The sequence below is a fragment of the Candidatus Persebacteraceae bacterium Df01 genome (assembly GCA_030386295.1).
Classification (GTDB): domain Bacteria; phylum Pseudomonadota; class Gammaproteobacteria; order Tethybacterales; family Persebacteraceae; genus Doriopsillibacter; species Doriopsillibacter californiensis.
Genome location: JANQAO010000003.1, coordinates 217,611 through 234,972 on the forward strand (window position 1 = coordinate 217,611; position 17,362 = coordinate 234,972).

The 17,362-nt window shown below is 46.2% G+C and carries 19 protein-coding genes and 1 pseudogene; 8 read left to right on the forward strand and 12 right to left on the reverse strand.

What is annotated here, in order from left to right:
• Positions 1-59 precede the first annotated feature (59 nt).
• Positions 60-1,442, reverse strand: a complete 1,383-nt coding sequence (locus NQX30_05745) for a magnesium transporter (protein ID MDM5147869.1) — start codon at positions 1,440-1,442, stop codon at positions 60-62.
• A 103-nt stretch (positions 1,443-1,545) separates the two neighbouring features.
• On the opposite strand from NQX30_05745, the pseudogene rpsF reads away from it, so the two are divergent.
• The 7 genes and pseudogenes from rpsF to NQX30_05780 all read left to right on the forward strand — a co-directional run bounded on the left by rpsF (position 1,546) and on the right by NQX30_05780 (position 6,120).
• Positions 1,546-1,857 (forward strand): annotated as a pseudogene (gene rpsF / locus NQX30_05750) (30S ribosomal protein S6).
• Between the two features lie 191 nt (positions 1,858-2,048).
• A complete protein-coding gene (gene rpsR / locus NQX30_05755) occupies positions 2,049-2,351 on the forward strand; it encodes a 30S ribosomal protein S18 (protein ID MDM5147870.1) in 303 nt (100 codons plus the stop codon).
• Positions 2,348-2,827 carry a 50S ribosomal protein L9 gene (rplI, locus tag NQX30_05760; GenBank protein ID MDM5147871.1) on the forward strand — a complete coding sequence of 160 codons (480 nt, stop codon included), beginning with the start codon at positions 2,348-2,350 and terminating at the stop codon, positions 2,825-2,827. Before rpsR ends, rplI begins: the two co-directional genes overlap by 4 nt.
• Positions 2,824-3,573, forward strand: coding sequence for a 30S ribosomal protein S2 (gene rpsB, locus NQX30_05765; protein ID MDM5147872.1), 750 nt, complete (start codon positions 2,824-2,826; stop codon positions 3,571-3,573). The genes rplI and rpsB overlap by 4 nt, the downstream gene beginning before the upstream one ends.
• Positions 3,570-4,382, forward strand: a complete 813-nt coding sequence (gene tsf / locus NQX30_05770) for a translation elongation factor Ts (protein ID MDM5147873.1) — start codon at positions 3,570-3,572, stop codon at positions 4,380-4,382. The genes rpsB and tsf overlap by 4 nt, the downstream gene beginning before the upstream one ends.
• A gap of 6 nt (positions 4,383-4,388) precedes the next feature.
• Positions 4,389-5,111 (forward strand): UMP kinase, encoded by a 723-nt coding sequence (pyrH, locus tag NQX30_05775; GenBank protein MDM5147874.1) that lies wholly within the window; start codon positions 4,389-4,391, stop codon positions 5,109-5,111.
• A gap of 43 nt (positions 5,112-5,154) precedes the next feature.
• On the forward strand, positions 5,155-6,120 hold the full coding sequence (locus NQX30_05780) for a cation diffusion facilitator family transporter (GenBank protein MDM5147875.1): 966 nt from the start codon (positions 5,155-5,157) through the stop codon (positions 6,118-6,120).
• Between the two features lie 46 nt (positions 6,121-6,166).
• On the opposite strand, the gene NQX30_05785 is transcribed toward NQX30_05780, so the two are convergent.
• The 11 genes from NQX30_05785 to NQX30_05835 form a co-directional block, all read right to left on the reverse strand.
• Positions 6,167-7,360, reverse strand: coding sequence for a pyridoxal phosphate-dependent aminotransferase (locus NQX30_05785; protein ID MDM5147876.1), 1,194 nt, complete (start codon positions 7,358-7,360; stop codon positions 6,167-6,169).
• A 66-nt stretch (positions 7,361-7,426) separates the two neighbouring features.
• On the reverse strand, positions 7,427-8,302 hold the full coding sequence (sucD, locus tag NQX30_05790) for a succinate--CoA ligase subunit alpha (protein MDM5147877.1): 876 nt from the start codon (positions 8,300-8,302) through the stop codon (positions 7,427-7,429).
• Positions 8,303-8,355: 53 nt separating this feature from the next.
• On the reverse strand, positions 8,356-9,516 hold the full coding sequence (gene sucC / locus NQX30_05795) for an ADP-forming succinate--CoA ligase subunit beta (GenBank protein ID MDM5147878.1): 1,161 nt from the start codon (positions 9,514-9,516) through the stop codon (positions 8,356-8,358).
• 271 nt (positions 9,517-9,787) lie between these two features.
• Complete coding sequence (locus tag NQX30_05800; GenBank protein MDM5147879.1) at positions 9,788-9,985, reverse strand: hypothetical protein; 198 nt, start codon at positions 9,983-9,985, stop codon at positions 9,788-9,790.
• A 39-nt stretch (positions 9,986-10,024) separates the two neighbouring features.
• Positions 10,025-11,098: a hypothetical protein gene (locus tag NQX30_05805; GenBank protein MDM5147880.1), complete on the reverse strand. Its 1,074-nt coding sequence runs from the start codon at positions 11,096-11,098 to the stop codon at positions 10,025-10,027.
• A complete protein-coding gene (locus NQX30_05810) occupies positions 11,098-11,841 on the reverse strand; it encodes a ferredoxin--NADP reductase (protein ID MDM5147881.1) in 744 nt (247 codons plus the stop codon). Before NQX30_05810 ends, NQX30_05805 begins: the two co-directional genes overlap by 1 nt.
• A 52-nt stretch (positions 11,842-11,893) precedes the next feature.
• A complete protein-coding gene (gene dapE / locus NQX30_05815; protein ID MDM5147882.1) occupies positions 11,894-13,036 on the reverse strand; it encodes a succinyl-diaminopimelate desuccinylase in 1,143 nt (380 codons plus the stop codon).
• Positions 13,029-13,511 carry a 2-C-methyl-D-erythritol 2,4-cyclodiphosphate synthase gene (gene ispF, locus NQX30_05820; protein MDM5147883.1) on the reverse strand — a complete coding sequence of 161 codons (483 nt, stop codon included), beginning with the start codon at positions 13,509-13,511 and terminating at the stop codon, positions 13,029-13,031. Before ispF ends, dapE begins: the two co-directional genes overlap by 8 nt.
• The gene (ispD, locus tag NQX30_05825; GenBank protein MDM5147884.1) at positions 13,508-14,170 is read right to left on the reverse strand and encodes a 2-C-methyl-D-erythritol 4-phosphate cytidylyltransferase; all 663 of its coding nucleotides are present in this window, start codon (positions 14,168-14,170) and stop codon (positions 13,508-13,510) included. Before ispD ends, ispF begins: the two co-directional genes overlap by 4 nt.
• 39 nt (positions 14,171-14,209) lie before the next feature.
• Positions 14,210-15,733, reverse strand: coding sequence for a bifunctional phosphoribosylaminoimidazolecarboxamide formyltransferase/IMP cyclohydrolase (gene purH / locus NQX30_05830; GenBank protein ID MDM5147885.1), 1,524 nt, complete (start codon positions 15,731-15,733; stop codon positions 14,210-14,212).
• 12 nt (positions 15,734-15,745) lie between these two features.
• Entirely contained in the window at positions 15,746-15,997 is a 252-nt protein-coding gene (locus tag NQX30_05835) for a Fis family transcriptional regulator (protein ID MDM5147886.1), read from the reverse strand.
• Positions 15,998-16,469: 472 nt separating this feature from the next.
• Between NQX30_05835 and NQX30_05840 the strand changes: the two genes are divergently transcribed.
• Positions 16,470-17,351, forward strand: a complete 882-nt coding sequence (locus NQX30_05840; GenBank protein ID MDM5147887.1) for a DMT family transporter — start codon at positions 16,470-16,472, stop codon at positions 17,349-17,351.
• Positions 17,352-17,362 lie beyond the last annotated feature (11 nt).

Sequence of the window (17,362 nt, forward strand, 5' to 3'; positions counted from 1 at the left end):
ATTAAAAATCTATACAAACCACAGCTATTGTGCGTGATTTGGATAAAAAAATTAAATAATCACAATAAAAATATCGCACCTAGACTAAGAAAAACAAAAAACCCTAGTGTATCCACTACGCTAGTAAGCACTACTGAGGCACCTAAGGCTGGGTCTTTACCAATTCTTTTCATCAATAGTGGGAAGAAAAATCCGGTAACTGCGGCAGCAAAGAAAGAAAATATCATTGCCACTACTAATACCAACGCCAAATCCAGCCGCTCATACAGCAAATACGCAAAACAACCGACTAATCCGCCCCACACCAAACCATTAATAAGACTTAGCGCTATTTCGCCCCACACGACGGCGCGCCAATTAGTTCGATCAATCTGCTCCAGTGCTAATGCCCGGACAGTAAGTGTTGCTGTTTGATTGCCCACATTGCCACTCATGCCAGCAACAATCGGCATGAGCGATGCCAGTGCCACGACATTGACAATTGTTGACTCAAACAGCCCCACCACACGTGAGATAAAAAAAGCGGCCACTAAATTAACCAGCAGCCAACGCCAACGATTCGTAAAACGGCGCGGTAATGAAGCAAACAAATCTTCCTCTTCCGTCACGCCAGCGCTATTGAGCAACCCCAACTCGCGATTTTTTTGTAGATGATCCAAAATTTCATCAATAGTCAATCGCCCTACAATCTGATGTGTGTCAGTAAGCACCGGTGCGGAAATCAGATCATAACGCTCAAAAGCGCTAGCTGCTTTTTCAATACTTTCTTCGGTACGAAAAAAATGTAAATCTTCCGTTACCATAATTTCACGTGCCAATGACGTTGGTGGATACAGTAGTAACCGCTTGAGCGGCAGTACGCCAACCAACCGCGAAAGGGTATCCACAACAAACAACTTGTCACAGTGGCTGGGAAGTTCACCTCGCTTGCGTAATCGGTTACATAAATCGTCAACCGTATCTGTCTCATCTGCGATAACAGAATCAAAACCCATTAGCGCACCAACTGTGTCATCGGCAAAAGCCAAACTGGTGCGCAGTTCAATATTGTTGACCAAGCCAGCTCGTCTGATAAGACGACCGCTCAACTCTGGACTGATATCACGCAATAGACTGGCGACATCATCCCCCGTCATTTGCTGCATTAATTCAGCAGTTTGTTCCTCAGGAATTTGAGGAAGCAAATCTTGCAGAACTCGTTCCGATAATTCCAATAGCACATCGCTTTTAAGCGTCATTGGTAGACGCTCCCACAAAGTCAACCGTTCATTGCGCGGGATTGTCTCCATCACGTCGGCAATATCCGCCTCGTGCACGGCGGACAACATGCTGTCTAACCGTTGACTACTATCATTATTTTCGACGTCACGCAGCTGCTCTAACAACAGAAGCAGTTGTCGCTTAGGCTTAGGTGCGGAAAGTGTGGAGGAAGAAGTTTGCATTGATGACATAAAAAAATATATAATTTTAATTCTACGCTTCTTGCCGCTTGCACATAATTTTTGTCGTAGGCGGCCATAACTCAGACCGAAAGGAGCCAAATAGATGCGCCATTACGAAATTGTCGCCGTTGTACACCCCGATCAACAGGGGCGGATGTCGGCAATGATTGATTTATACAAAAAAATTGTCGTTGACGGCGGCGGCACTCTTCATCGCTTTGAAGACTGGGGACGCCGTTCGCTATCCTATCCTATCCAAAGCCAACACAAAGCGCAATATCTTTTGATGAATATTGAGTGTGATGGCAGCACATTAGAAAAACTACGAGAAACTTTTCGTTTTAGTGATTCTATTTTGCGTTCTTTGGTGATACGAAGAGAAGAAGCCGTCACTGAGCCGTCTCCCATGATGAAGGCACTTGACAGTAAAGAAAACAACAAAAATGGCAAAGGAAGCGGAGATGGCAGACAGGAAAATAATGTCTCCGGTGATAAATTCAGCAAGCCTGATGCTCAGGGAAGCGACTCGCCGGTTCACTCTTCTGCCGAATCACAAAAATCAAATCAACCCGAAGATTCGATTCCTCCAGAAAAAGGAACTAAATCATGAGCCGTACCTTTCAGAATCGTCCCTTTCGCAAACGTAAAAAAACCGCTCAGTCCATGCAACGAGCGATGTTTCGAAAACCTCCGTCATGCCCTTTGTTATCGGCAGGCATCACTCAAGTTGACTACAAAGACATTGATTTGCTTTCTCGTCACATTACCGAAGAAGCGCGCATCCAACCGTCTGCTTACAGCAATGTCTGCGCAAAAATGCAGCGCCAACTCAAACGAGCGATTAAGCAGGCACGCTTTCTATCTTTGCTACCCTATTCACGCTCACACACCTTGAGGCGCGACAAATGAACATTATTTTATTAGAAAGCGTTACCGGTCTTGGTATGTTGGGTGATATTGCTAATGTGCGCCCTGGCTATGCTCGCAATTATTTACTTCCACAAGGCAAAGCCGAACGTGCCACCAAAGAAGCTATTGCTACATTTGAAAGCCGTCGTAGTGAGTTAGAGAAACGCCAGGCTAACCTCGCTTCGGCAATGAAAACTGCAGGCAATGCCTTAAATCGCTATCTACTCCAAATGACTGCCCGTGCTGGCCCGGATGGAAATTTGTACGGTTCTATCACTGCCGCCGCCATTGCTACTCAGTTGAACGCGCAAAAAATTGCCGAAAATATTGAAATTCGGCGTGGCCAAATCACACTTCCGAATGGCAACCTTAAAGAAATTGGCAATCACGAAATTACCGTAACTTTACATCCAGATGTCGTTGCTAATATTACTGTGTCGGTACTTGCCGGCAGTGCCGACGGGAAAAACGAATGAACACATCCATCCGAGAACTCATGTTGGCGGGCGGGCACTTTGGCCATCGCACCCGCTTTTGGAACCCAAAAATGGCGCCTTACATTTACGGCACTTATTACCAAACTCACATTATCAATTTAGATCACACATTATCAGGGTTGGAAAAGGCCAGTGAATTCTTTGGTTCGGTGTCTTTAGATGGTGGGACTATTTTGTATGTGTGTGCTAAACCAGTAGGCAGCGAAGCTATCATGACACAAGCGCGTGCCGCTAGTATGCCTTATATGTCACAACGTTGGCTTGGTGGTATGCTGACCAATTTTAAAACTACTCTTAAATCAGTTGAGCGTCTAAAAAGTGTGGAAGCCGATATTGAAAGTGGTATATTAAAAACGCTTACTAAAAAGGAAGGTATCCAATTGTTGTCTACGAAAGACAAACTGGAAAAATCTATCGGTGGTGTGCGTGAAATGAATGAACTGCCTGACGCACTGTTTATTATTGATGCCGGCTGGCACAAAGGAGCTGTACGTGAGGCTAACTTACTTGGTATTCCTGTGGTGTCAGTAGTAGATACTAATCACTCGCCAGAAGGTGTTGATTATGTTATTCCCGGCAATGACGACTCAAGGCAAGCTGTAGAAATATACGCTCGTTTGATGTCCGAAGCTATTATCGCCGGACGCGAAGAACGCACTCGCCAAGTTGCTATAGCCGCAGCGTCTGGAAATGAATCACCTATGGTAGAGGCAAACAACCGATGACAATTACCGCCTCTATGGTCAAAAATTTGCGCGAAACTACTGGGCTCGGCATGATGGAATGCAAAAAAGCATTGACGGAGTGCGACGGTGATTTTGATAAAGCGACAGATTTGCTACGAGTTAGAAGCGGTGCCAAGGCAGAACGAGTTTCTGGTAGAACAGCGGCCGAAGGGCGTATTGCGGTATCTGTTGGCAATGGTATTGCTGCGCTGGCAGAAGTTAACTGCGAAACTGATTTTGTCGCCCGCGATGATGATTTTCGTGCTTTCTGTCAGCAATTGGCTGACGCAGCAGCAGCGGGAAATAACGTAGAAAAATTGATTCTAGCTGATGACCGTGACGCAGATACGGCACGGCAAGAGCTAATTATGAAAATTGGCGAAAACGTAATTATTGGTCGCGTTGCCACTCTACCTATTAGCGAATCTGTCGCCCATTATTTGCATACTGGTGACAAAATTGCCGCGATGCTAACTTATGAAGGTGGCAATGCAGCAGCAGCTACTGCTCGCGACATCTGCATGCATATCGCCGCCATGCGTCCGAAGTATTTAAGCCCTGACGATGTGCCATCAGCCGACGTAGAGAAAGAGCGCACTATTTTTATTGCTCAGGCTGCCGAATCCGGCAAGCCACCAGAAGTAGCTCAAAAAATAGTTGAAGGAAAATTAAATAAACATTTTTCTGAACTTACGCTACTCAAACAATCGTTTGTCAAAGATGGTGATAAAACCGTACAACAAGTTTTAGATGAGGCTGGCATACACGCCTCTGGTTTTCGTTTGTTGGCAGTAGGTAGCGACTCTTAATATTTCATGAGGAATGCCGCCGATTATCGCCGCATTCTTCTAAAAATTAGTGGAGAGGCGTTAAACGGCGGTTCCAATTTTTGCTTTAATTCCCAAGTACTCAGCTATTTAGCCGACGAAGTTGCTGCCGCACTTGCGATGAAAAAGCAGGTAGCAATAGTTGTCGGTGGCGGCAATATTGTGCGCGGTGAAATGTTGTCATCAGACATGGGTGTGGATAGAGTAACCGCTGATTACATGGGCATGTTAGCAACTGTTATCAATGGCAAAGCACTACAGTCAGCACTTAACGCTGCCGGCATAGACACCCGCTTACAGTCAGCACTTAACATGGAACAAGTCGTAGCACCCTATATTCGAGAAAAAGCGGTACGACATTTAGAAAATGGGCAAGTCGTAATTTTTGCAGGTGGCACCGGCAATCCATTTTTTTCCACTGACACAGCAGCGGCGTTACGTGCTTCCGAAATTGGTGCAAATGCCCTGCTCAAAGCAACAAACGTAGACGGCGTATACTCCAGCGATCCAGCAAAAAACGCCGATGCCAAGCGCTACGATACTTTACCAATGAACGACGCCATTAACCAGCAATTACGAGTGATGGATGCTACGGCACTAGCGTTATGCCGCGAAAGAAAACTGCCAGTACACGTGTTCAAGCTTACTACTCCCGGCACGTTAGCCGCCATTCTTAAAGGCCAGGATGAAGGAACTTTACTGACTTGTTAACAATTTTTTTTCGTCCGTTACGGCTTTCCACAACAACAATCGCGTGCCAGCACAGAAAAAATTAACCCACAACGATTTTTCCTCAGGCACGCACAATACGCGCCGCACTCGCGATTTATTTTTTGCTATGTACCTGTCGCTAGCGGCAGGCGCACTGATATTCGCCATTAAAATACATGCTTATTACATTACCAATTCGGCAGCGATTTTGTCCGATGCAGCTGAATCGGTTGTTCATTTACTTGCTGTTGGTTTTGCTGCATACAGCTTGTGGCTTTCACAAAAACCTGCAGATCGCGGGCATTTATACGGTCACGACCGCATAAACTTTTTTTCCGCTGGATTTGAGGGGGCGATGATTATTATTGCTGCCTTGTTTATCTTTTACGAATCATTAAAAAAATTGTTGTACGGTGGAAGCATCACGCACATTGAATATGGTGCTGGCTATATCGCTTTAGCGGCGCTCATAAATGGTGGACTGGGATTATTTATTTTGCGCCGAGGACAACGCTTGCACTCTATCGTTCTAGAAGCTAATGGGCGGCACGTGTTGACGGATTGTTTTACAAGTATTGGTGTTTTGGTCGGACTGTTACTCACAAAAACCACTGGATGGTTGCTATTTGATCCGCTACTAGCGCTTGTTATCGCACTACATATTTTGTGGTCAGGCGCCGGATTAATTCGCCGTTCGGTGGGCGGGTTGATGGATAGCGCCGACCCTCAGGTAGATGTTACGCTACGCCAGATTTTGGGTACGGAAACGCAAAAACATGGTATTTCCTATCATTTTTTGCGCCATCGAAATGCCGGAAACCGCCTTATCATTGACTTTCATTTGCAATTTGACAACACCACAGTCATCGCCGTCGCCCACCGCCAAGCGACAGAAATAGAGCAAGAAATTTGTCGCGCTTTTGATATGCCTGCCGAAGTCACGAGTCACTTTGAGCCGGTAGATGGTCACGATGAGGCGCACAAACCGCCACAAACGCAGCCAAAGTAAGTACATAAAGCTTTTAGGGCAAGTTAAATATTAATCAGATACGATTTTAAGCCAAGGCGTTTCCGATTCTTTCTACCGCCTGCTCCAATAAATTATCCGCTGTAGCAAAAGAAAGTCTAAAGCAATTTTCGCAACCAAACGCCGAACCTGGCACCATTGCGACACCCGCATTTTCTAGTAAATAATCACAAAATGCTAAATCCGTCTGCGCACTAATGCGCCCTGCCTCATACAATTTAGTAATGGCGGCTTCGGCGCTAGCAAAGGCGTAAAAAGCTCCTTCTATAGGTGGAAAATCCACACAGTCGATAGCATTAAGTTTTTCACTAACCATACTCCGTCGGCGCGCAAAGGCTTCCAACATCGGTTCCACGCAATCGGTACCGGCCTCAATCGCCGCTTGCGCAGCCGCTTGAGCGATGGAGCACGGATTAGAAGTTCCTTGCGATTGAATTTTTGTCATTGCCTTAATGAGGTATTCGGGACCAGCAGCATAACCAATTCGCCAGCCAGTCATGGCATAAGCTTTGGACACGCCATTAATGATAACCGTGCGGCCAGCCAAGTCTGGACAAGCGTTTAGAATATTGTGAAAAGGACGTCCTTCATAGCGAATATGTTCATAAATATCATCGCTGGCGATAACGACATCTGGAAAATCACGTAATACCGCACCCAAGGCAGCTAGTTCTACCTTATCGTAAAGCACACCGGAAGGGTTGGAAGGACTATTGAGCAGGAGCATTTTAGTCTTATTATTAAGAACGGAAGCAAGCTGCTGCGGTGTGATTTTTGTATGCGGCGAGTCGGAAGAAATGGCAACCGGCGTGGCATCTGCCAAAAGTGCCATGTCAGGATACGACACCCAATACGGAGCAAAGAAAACCGCTTCATCTCCAGTATTCAGCACTGCCATCATTAGGTTATAAATGCTTTGTTTTGCGCCAGTGGAAACAATGATTTGTGATGGAGCGTAATCAAGTGTATTTTCTCGCCGAAACTTTTCGGACACTACCGACTTGAGTTCTGAAATACCGCCGACAGCTGTGTATTTGGTTGCGCCAGCTTGCATAGCGGCAATAGCGGCATCTTTAATATGTTGTGGTGTGTCAAAATCGGGTTCGCCGGAACCAAGATTGATAACATCGCGTCCGGCAGCTTTCATCTCTTGCGCCTTGGTGGAAATGGCAATGGTGGGAGAAGGTTTAATACGGTCGGCACGCCGAGCAAGGTGAATCATAAAGGCTCCTTTTTTACAATTTTTCCGGTACTTATCTGTTTAGACTTTCATTAAACTAGCAGAAGGTTACAGTGCTAACTGCAATAATTTCCCAATTTCCGCTGGATTTTTTGTAACTTTAATACCGCATTCTTCCATAACGGCAATTTTTTCAGCTGCACCACCTTCGCCGCCAGAGATAATCGCTCCAGCATGTCCCATGCGTTTTCCCGATGGTGCGGTAACACCGGCAATAAAACCGACTATCGGCTTACTCATGTTGTCACGTGCCCAACGAGCAGCATTTTCTTCATCACTGCCACCTATTTCACCGACCATAATTACAGCCTCGGTTTCTGCATCTTGTTCAAACAATTCCAACACATCGCGGTGTTTTAATCCATTGACAGGGTCGCCGCCGATGCCCACACAAGTAGTTTGTCCTAAGCCCAACTGGGTAACTTGATGCACGGCTTCGTAGGTGAGAGTGCCGGAGCGTGAGACAATACCGATAGTTCCTTTTTTGTGAATGTAGCCAGGCATAATGCCGATTTTTAGTTCATTTGGCGTGATGACACCTGGACAGTTTGGCCCCACCAGCAGCGTTTTTTTTCCTTGCATGTTGTCACGTACCCGAACCATGTCGCGCACTGGAATACCTTCAGTAATACAAATCACTAAATCCAGTTCCGCGCTGACAGCTTCGTCAATAGCGGCGGCGGCAAATTTGGGTGGGACATAAATCACCGATACGGTGGCATCGGTAGCGTCTTTAGCTTCGGCGACCGTGTTGTAAACAGGCACGCCTTCAAAAGATTCACCACCTTTTCCAGGCGTAACTCCTGCCACATAGCAGGCTTCACCATTAGCGTAACGGCGTCCGTGGTAAGTATGAAAGCGTCCGGTTTTACCAGTGATGCCTTGCGTGATAACGCGGGTATTTTTATTGATTAATATGGACATGGAGATTAAACATGGCTAACTAATAATTTCATTTGACAAAACGTTCTCAATATTCATGCTGCGGCAGCCACGGCTTTTTGTGCCGCATCTGCCATGTCGCTGGCGGTGGTAATGGCCAAACCGGACTCGGCTAGAATTTTTTTGCCTTGTTCCACGTTGGTGCCTTCTAGCCGCACTACTAACGGTACTGCTATTTCCATTTCACGTGCGGCAGCTACAACGCCTTCTGCAATAATGTCGCAACGCATGATACCACCAAAAATATTAATTAAAATTGCACGAATACCTGGATTGACAAGCATGAGCTTGAATGCTTCCGCCACTTTTTCTTTGTCGGCGCCACCGCCGACATCCAAGAAATTTGCCGGTTCACCGCCACAGAGTTTAATAATGTCCATCGTTGCCATGGCGAGACCGGCGCCATTAACCATACAACCGATATTACCTTCCAATGAAATATAAGACAAATCATGCTTGGCCGCTTGCACTTCCATAGCGTCTTCTTCGTTTGGATCGTGTAAGGCGGCAATATTTGGCTGGCGAAATAGCGCATTGTCATCAAAATTCATTTTGCCATCTAATGCCAACAAACCGCCGTCGTCGGTAACGACCAGCGGGTTAATTTCAATCAATGAAGCATCCGTTTCTTCATAGAGACGATATAACTTTTCCATTAGCGATACAGCCTCATTTAATGCCGACGCCGGTACGCCAATATCGGTGGCAATTTTCCGAGCCGCCGTGCTGTCCAGCCCATGCTTTGGGTTAATCCACAACTTGCGAATTTTTTCAGGTGTGCGAGCGGCAACCTCTTCTATATCCATACCACCTTCAGAAGAGGCCATTAGTGCCACTTGCTGCTTGGCACGGTCAGTAACCAGCCCCATATAAAGCTCAGCTGCAATGTTAGCACCTTCCTCAATCAGTAACCGTCTAACCGGTGTTCCCGCCGCGCCGGTTTGGTGCGTAACCAATGTCATACCGAGAATGGATTCAGCATATGCTTCGGCTTCTTCTCGCGTTTGCGCTACTTTAACGCCACCGCCCTTGCCTCGCCCACCAGCATGAATTTGCGCTTTAATTACCCATACGGTAGAGTTTAAATTACAAATAGCTTCCCGTGCCTCATCCAAGCTAAAGCAAGCTTTTCCCTTGGGTGTTGTTATGCCGTAATGAGCAAAAATTTCTTTAGCTTGGTGTTCGTGTATTTTCATGTGTTGTGGACAGGCAAATCAGCTGACGCAATGTATTGATTAAAACTTTCGCACCAAATGGTCACCGAGCGCGCCTTGCATAGGTGACAGCATCTATTTCATAAACTTGAGAACTAGTAGAATTATTTACTTTAGCGATTTTAACACGTTCGTTATCTGCATAAAAATTTTGTTCGTCTTTGATGTCAGCACGACTGTTCAGATAACCAAAAATTCGGTCCCGCTCCTACTTTAAAGTCGTCTTGCATCTCTAGCAAAACCATACCGCCCTCTACTTGATAAATGCGAACGCCGCCGCGTCCCCACGTCCCAGATGAGCACTGTCCTGTCCGGCAGAATCTTCACGAAAACGAATATCGCTAATAACGGTAAGGATGCTATCTGACACAGTTTCATTTACTTCCGGCGGTGGGAAAAGAAAAGGAAAAACAATGAGCATACCGCCGGCACCGGCTACACCACCCAGCATTGCACCCAATAAAAACCGATAATCAACTTTCTCATTGGATTACCAATCGGAAAAATTATTTTCTTCGGGTCTACTAATTGTTAGCATATCGTTAGCCGTTGCCGATGACCATTTCCAGTGTGCTGGTTCCACCACATACCCCATATCCACCGAAAGGTTTTCAATATTGGTTTTATGGCGCATGAGCCCATCCATATTGCTGACCTTTTCTATCAAGGTTTTATCGTGCCAAAAACCTTCATTAACAATCAGCTTTTGATTTTCCTCACTTTCAGTGCGCTTGATATTTTCGTGCATTAACTGGTAAGAGTGAGAACGAAGGTAATTTATGAAAAATTTTGCGTTATAAACTTTCATAAGCAGATGTGCCGCGCTAGGCAAAAAAGCATAAGCGTATAGTACCGGCGGATATTCTTGTCGTAATAAGGCACCGTTTAGTACTTCGGCAAGTGCTTTCCAACGAATGCCCCGACCTCCGGCTAAATTGTATTCCAAGCGGCTTTTCATCACCACATAATATACGCCCGGTGGCGTCGCTTTCTCTTCCTCATCGTCAACCACTACTTTACTTAATCTGTCTTGCACTTTCTGCAGATGTTTCCACGATAACGTGTCTTCAGAAATCAATAATTGACGCAATTCGGATTCAGTTTCATCATCTAAAGCTGTTTTAAAAAGTGAAAGTATTTGTGGCACCCACGATAGGGTTACCCGTCTTGAGCGACGTTCCTCGTTGGCAACATAATGCAGACAAATGCCCATATAGTAAAAAAAGTCGGGAAAACTGACATTTTCCGCCATTTGCTCAATGCTCATATTCGCCATGATGCTGGATATTGCGTGCTCATGACGGACGCTCCATTCAGGAATTGTTGCTTCAATGGGCATGGAGCCGTATTTGCCTTTCATGGCTGTCAGACCGGAAGGCCAACGTGCATTGAGTACCCACTTCTCTGTGCCTGGTAACACACCACTCGCTATTTCTCGCAAGGCGTAGCGCATAGCGACGTGGGAGCACACGGGGCAATATAAGTTGGCACACCAATTTTTTTTTGTCGCAATCTTAGAGAGTACGACGATTGGGTTAATTTCGGAATTGTTTTCTATTGTCATTACCAATAATTCTCCACTGTAATATGACCGGGATTGCGGCGGCGGTTTCTTTCAAAACCCATTTGCTGCAAGGTAGTTGAGGTGTCTTTTACCATCTGCGGATTGCCGCAAATCATAAATTGCGTGTCGGTAGGTGAAATGTCTAACCCAGTCCGAGACTGTAGGATACCAGATTCAAGTGCGGTTGGAATACGACCAGATAAAGCATCAAGATAAGATTCCCTGCTAACAAAGGGCACAAATCGCAACCGACCATTGCTACTTTCAACTAAATTTTGAATTTCATCACCATAAGATAAATCGGCAGTGTGGCGCACTGCATGCACCAGCACCAATTGTTCAAATCGCTGCCAAACTTTTGGGTTTTTAAGAATGGACAAAAAAGGTCCTACTGCGGTACCAGTACAAAGCATCCACAATTGTTTAGCATCGGGAACTTCGGACAGCACCAAATAACCATTGGGCTTGTCAGCAATATAAATATCATCACCACTGTTGAGGGTCGACAGACGGCTAGATAACGGTCCTTCGGGTACTACCGCATAATAAAACTCATGCCGCAATTCAGTCGGTGAATTAACAAAAGAATAGGGTCGCATAATAATTTTGTCATCAACCTTGAGTCCAATACGACCAAACTGACCGGGTTCAAACGTGACAAAATCTGCCTTAATATAAATGGAATGCAAAATTTCCGTCCATCGCTTTTTTCCTACAACTTTTGCAATCTTGGGTTCCGCCATATCTCTCCTTTATCAATATTTGATTCTAACACCGTTTGTTTAATGGACACTGTCAGTTTTTTGAGAGTAAGAGACCTTGTACGGTTTTTTCATAAATAGTGGCAAGCTGACGGACTTCTTCTATACCTACGCGCTCATTGGGAGCATGAATAGTTTCATTGCGAGGACCGAATTCAACCAGTTCGCGGCAGATAGTCCGCAAGAAACGCCCATCGGATGTGCCTCCACCGGTGGAAAGTGCTGGTCGTCTGCCAGTAACCTTATCAATCTCCTCTTGCAACGCGTGTACCAATACGCTGTCGGTAGCAGTAAAAAATGGTTCTGCACTGTGTTCCCAATCACAGGTCCAATTCTTTCCGGTGGTTTGGGTCAGGGATGATTCCAGTGTTTGTTGCAACTGCGCTGGATCATCCGCAGGCGCGTAGCGAAAATTAATCGTTGCTGTCGCCGATGCGGGCGTTATATTATTCGCACCGGCTCCACTTTTTAGTGAGACCACTTGAAAACCAGTGGACGGCGCAGAGCTTGCTTCCGCTGTCAAACAAGGCGGCCAGTTCTGCCGCATTGTTTCCAATGCATTGATAAGCTGGTGATTGGGATTGTCACCGCGGTGGGGATAAGCTACATGCGTTTGCTGTCCATGTACGATGATACGGGCGGTTAATGAACCACGCCGACCGGTTTTAATGGTGTCACCAAAAAATTCCTCGCAAGTAGGTTCGCCAACGATGGCATAGTCAATGCACTCTTCGTTATTTTTCTGCCACCATTCCACCACATGGCGAGTGCCATGCAATGCCGGTCCTTCTTCATCTGAAGTCAACAATATGGCGATGCCGTTAATACCTTGTTGCCGCAGGCGAGTCGCCGCACACAGCATTGCCGCCACACCGGCTTTCATATCTGCTGCACCGCGACCATAAATATAACCATCTCGCTCTTCGGCAATGAATGGAGCACTATGCCACGCCGTTTCATCGCCCGGTGGCACCACGTCTATGTGACCAGCTAAAAGCGCACGCGGGCAAGCGTTATCCGTCGCCCACAGATTATCCACTTCACCCGCAGGCAACCGTTGTACGGTGAAACCGGCTTTACTCAGTAATTCTTGTGCTAAATCTAGCGCGCCAGCTTGTACCGGGGTGATTGATTGGCAATTGATAAGTGATTTAAGCAAAGCAATAACGTCAATCATCTGTTACTTCCACTAATGCTACGGCAAAAGCAGCGATTCCTTCTTCGCGGCCGACAAAACCCAACTTTTCGGTTGTTGTTGCTTTAACGCTAACTTGTGATAATTTAATATTCATAGCATCAGCTAACCGCTCACGCATGGCACAAGCATATGGGGCGAGTTTAGGGTACTGTAACGCCACGCTAACATCTACATTAACCACGTATCCGCCTGCTTCTCGCAGCGTATTGACGGTTTGTGTCAGCAACGTTAAGCTGTCAGCATCTTTATGAGCGTTGTCACTATCTGGAAAGTGGACGCCAATGTCGCCAAGTCCCAGTGTACCTAATAAAGCATCACAAATGGCGTGTGTTAGCACATCAGCGTCTGAATGACCAGTCAGTCCGTGGGAATGGGCGATTTCCACACCGCCTAACACCAGCCGCCGCCCGACGGCAAAAGCATGAACGTCAAAGCCACAGCCAACACGAATCATTCCCTTGCTGCCAATATTGCCGATGCCAAAATAAAATCCTCGGCACGAGTGATTTTAATATTAGTTGTTTCGCCTTCCACCAGTAAGGGTGCATGACCAGCCAACTCCATCGCTTGCGCTTCATCATCTCCCTCACCCGCCAGTGCCAATGCCTTACGCAAGGGCTCAACGCGAAACATTTGTGGTGTTTGCGCTAGCCATTTATCATCGCGCGGCAAAGTCTGCTGTGTTCTACTACCATCAGTTTGTTTGAGGCAGTCAACCATTGGACACGCCAATAAACCGCCCACAGTATCAGTACTTGCGTGGTCCAATAAACGAGTTAGTGCCGCATCACTAAGGCAAGGACGGGCAGCATCATGCACTAAAACCCAATCATCATCATCCATGCCGCACAATCCATTTTGTACCGACTCTCGCCGTGTGCGCCCGCCAACAGAAAGCGGAAGCACTTTTTTAGGCAACCCAACCAAACAAGCCGCGGCTGTCTCCGCCATATCTGCCGCGATTACCACCCGCACCATATCAATCCGAGAATTACGCAAAAAAGGCTGGACACTATGCCAAAGCACTGAATGACCACACAATTCAATAAATTGTTTGGGCGAACCTGACCGCGAGCCTTTACCGGCGGCGACAATAACAGCGAAAAAAGCCATGCAGCGATTATAAAATTCCTGCCGCCGCGCGCCACTAATTTAATGGCGGAAATGGCGGCGTCCTGTGAACACCATAGCAATGCCAGCATTATCGGCAGCCGTAATTACTTCAGCATCACGCTTACTGCCACCAGGCTGGATGACAGCACTCACACCGGCTTCAATCAATTCATCCAACCCGTCGGCAAAAGGAAAAAAAGCATCGGATGCTGCGACACTATTTTCTAGCTTTAGACCGGCATCTGCGGCTTTCCGACAAGCAATTCTTGCGCTATCCACACGGCTCATTTGACCGGCACCAATACCCAACGTAGCTTCCTTTTTTGCCACTACGATGGCATTGGACTTCACAATGGCCGCCACACGCCAAGCAAAATCTAAGTCTCGCCATTCAACTTCGGTAGGGGCACGGCGAGTGACAATTTGAGATGATGCCTCGGGCGCCATCTGGTCTGGCTGTTGTGCTAAAAACAGTCCACCCAAACTGCGCCAAACGTTATGTATACCGATACAGTCAGGAGGCATGAGTAACACCCGCAGGCGATCAGAATGAGCAGCAAATTCTTGCTTGGCTTCAGCGGTAAATTGAGGTGCTAGAACGACCTCAAAAAAACCTTCAGTAAGTGCTTGTGCCGTGTCACCGTCCACTTCTCGGTTAAGTGCTACTACACCGCCGTAGGCTGATACCGGATCGCAGCGCCGCGCCATATAAAAAGCCTGTCGCACGTTATCCGCAATTGCAGCACCACAGGGATTATTGTGCTTGACAATAACTGCCGCCGGCTCCGCCATCATTCCGACCAGTTCACTCGCCGCCTGTGCGTCCAACAAATTGTTGTACGACAGCGTTTTACCGTGCAACTGCGTGTAACCGCCACTTTCACCAAAACGCTCGTAGCAAGCTGCGGCTTGGTGTGGATTTTCGCCATAATTTAATTCCATTTTTTTGTGTAAGTGTAAAAAATGATGTGACGAAAAATCACTGTCTGCACAGAAATAATTAGCAATAGCAGCATCTAAATGTGCCACCGTAACAAAAGCTTTAGAGGCCAACATGCGTGTCAATTCAGAGGAGATTTTTCCATCTCCACGTTCCATTTCGCCGATGAAAGTACGATAATCTTGAGGGTCAGTTAGTACCGCCGTATGGGCATGATTTTTCGCTGCCGCCCGCACCATGGACGGACCACCAATGTCAATATTTTCTATAATCGCTGCAGCATCGCCGCTTGCTACCACTCGTTCAAATGGGTAAAAATTAACTACGACTAAGTTAAATTTGGGTAAGTTGCGTTCTTCCAGTGCTTGGCAATGAGCAGGATTGGCGGCATCGGCCAAAATACCGGCATGCACATGCGGATGCAAAGTTTTGACGCGTCCATCCAACATATCAGAAAAACCAGTGAGATCGGAAATATCGGTAACTTCAGAGCCGACCTCGCGCAAGGCAGCAGCGGTACCGCCAGTCGAATATATACGCACACGCCGCTTAATCAAGGCAGCGGCAAGTTCGGCAAGGCCTGTTTTGTCGGCAACGCTAATTAGGGCGTTTTGAATGTTCATCAAAGTTTTAGGTTAGATAGCGGTTTCAATACCTTTTTTGCGCAACAAGGTAGTTCGGCTGATACCTAACATCTTGGCTGCCTTAGAGCGGTTACCATCATAATGATTAAGCGCAAAACTAATCAATTCCTCTTCCACTGTTGACATGACAAGACGGTGCAGATGGTGACATTGCTGACCGTTGAGGTTGCTAATGTATTCGGAAAGAGTTTCTGACAGGCTGTCGGTAAATCGTCGGTGCAGGGTATTGTTAGGAAATGGCATGGAAGTGGCGATTGATAAAAAAGCTTATTCTAATCCTTAATGCCAGATTGTTACGCAAAAAGCATCATTGTTTAGCGATGACCACAGGGTTATTATTACATATTTGCAAACAATAGGCTGTCATTAATTATTGGTTATACAATTATTTAAATGCAATTATTAATAAATTAAATTTGAACAAATGGTGTTTAGTATGTTTCTCTACGAATTGAAAAATTCACTTTTTGAAATCAAATATATAATTCCCTAATGGGTAAGTGCGGACAATATAACCATAGTTTTGAATTAACGAAATTAGTTGCTTAAATTATTTGCCCATTCCCCCTCTCCACCTTGATAGCTTAAATTTGGCATCACTTATAAATGCGAAGCGTTACAATGAAATTTAACCTAGTACTGGTATTTATTTATCCACTTTATGTGCAGCTGTTTTAACTGTCACTATTTCCGTACTGAGCCATCTTTTTAACAAATGAGTGCTACGCCGAGCAATAATCTACCTATCGCCTTAGGGCTAATGATAATAGGCGTAGTACTTGTGGCTTCTATGGATGTCGCTGCCAAAATACTTACTACCGAGTTACCATTAGCACAGGTGGTGTGGGCACGTTTTTGTTTCCACGTCTTATGGCTGACGCCAGCAGTATGGTGGACGGCAAGGAGGCGTGACCAGCGCGCCAATATACATTTTTTTAGAGGGCACACCCTGCGCGGCGGTATGTTGTTTGCGGCAACGATGTGTTACTTTACCGCCATCCGTGACAATCCCATTCCTGACACCATTGCCGTATTTTTTATAGAACCTATTATTGTCATGTTTTTAGCTGCCGCATTTTTAGGCGAACCGCTGCAGTTACGGCGGCTACTGGCAGCAATAGTTGCCTTTACTGGCGTCCTCGTTATTTTGCGCCCCGGTAGCAATGTATATTCGCCAACCATTTTATTTGCTTTACTAGCAGCGCTCTGTTTTGCCGGTTACATCGTTTGCACGCGAGCATCTTCAATCAAAGAATCACCTCTCATTGTCGCTTGGGGAACAGGATTTACCGGATTGATATGCTCCGCTCCGTTTTGCTTTATCGTTTGGACGTCGCCAAGCGGGCACGAATGGCTACTCATGTTTTTGCTCGGCGCGCTAGCAGCGGGAGGGCATTTGGGCATTACCGCCGCTTGCCGTTTTGCGAATGCTTCTTTGGTTGCACTGTTTCATTATTCGGAAATCATTGCTGCCACCATCTTAAGCTACCTAGTTTTTAGCTACACTCCTGATCGTTGGTTATGGGTAGGTTCTGCCCTCATCGTTGGGGCCAAAATTATTGTGACTATTTTGGAAATACGTGAAAAACGCCACTAATTCATTGCCGA

Excerpts from the sequence above, each read along its gene's own strand:
- NQX30_05800 (MDM5147879.1), bottom strand. The coding sequence starts at position 9,985 with ATGCTGGGTGGTGTAGCCGGTGCCGGCGGTATGCTCATTGTTTTTCCT.
- dapE (MDM5147882.1), bottom strand. The coding sequence starts at position 13,036 with ATGATTGACGTTATTGCTTTGCTTAAATCACTTATCAATTGCCAATCA.
- purH (MDM5147885.1), bottom strand. The coding sequence starts at position 15,733 with ATGAACATTCAAAACGCCCTAATTAGCGTTGCCGACAAAACAGGCCTT.
- NQX30_05835 (MDM5147886.1), bottom strand. The coding sequence starts at position 15,997 with ATGCCATTTCCTAACAATACCCTGCACCGACGATTTACCGACAGCCTG.
- sucD (MDM5147877.1), bottom strand. The coding sequence starts at position 8,302 with ATGTCCATATTAATCAATAAAAATACCCGCGTTATCACGCAAGGCATC.
- NQX30_05805 (MDM5147880.1), bottom strand. The coding sequence starts at position 11,098 with ATGACAATAGAAAACAATTCCGAAATTAACCCAATCGTCGTACTCTCT.
- rplI (MDM5147871.1), top strand. The coding sequence starts at position 2,348 with ATGAACATTATTTTATTAGAAAGCGTTACCGGTCTTGGTATGTTGGGT.
- NQX30_05745 (MDM5147869.1), bottom strand. The coding sequence starts at position 1,442 with ATGCAAACTTCTTCCTCCACACTTTCCGCACCTAAGCCTAAGCGACAA.
- tsf (MDM5147873.1), top strand. The coding sequence starts at position 3,570 with ATGACAATTACCGCCTCTATGGTCAAAAATTTGCGCGAAACTACTGGG.
- NQX30_05810 (MDM5147881.1), bottom strand. The coding sequence starts at position 11,841 with ATGGCGGAACCCAAGATTGCAAAAGTTGTAGGAAAAAAGCGATGGACG.
- NQX30_05785 (MDM5147876.1), bottom strand. The coding sequence starts at position 7,360 with ATGATTCACCTTGCTCGGCGTGCCGACCGTATTAAACCTTCTCCCACC.
- ispD (MDM5147884.1), bottom strand. The coding sequence starts at position 14,170 with ATGGCTTTTTTCGCTGTTATTGTCGCCGCCGGTAAAGGCTCGCGGTCA.
- rpsB (MDM5147872.1), top strand. The coding sequence starts at position 2,824 with ATGAACACATCCATCCGAGAACTCATGTTGGCGGGCGGGCACTTTGGC.
- ispF (MDM5147883.1), bottom strand. The coding sequence starts at position 13,511 with ATGATTCGTGTTGGCTGTGGCTTTGACGTTCATGCTTTTGCCGTCGGG.
- rpsR (MDM5147870.1), top strand. The coding sequence starts at position 2,049 with ATGAGCCGTACCTTTCAGAATCGTCCCTTTCGCAAACGTAAAAAAACC.
- NQX30_05840 (MDM5147887.1), top strand. The coding sequence starts at position 16,470 with ATGAGTGCTACGCCGAGCAATAATCTACCTATCGCCTTAGGGCTAATG.
- sucC (MDM5147878.1), bottom strand. The coding sequence starts at position 9,516 with ATGAAAATACACGAACACCAAGCTAAAGAAATTTTTGCTCATTACGGC.
- pyrH (MDM5147874.1), top strand. The coding sequence starts at position 4,389 with ATGAGGAATGCCGCCGATTATCGCCGCATTCTTCTAAAAATTAGTGGA.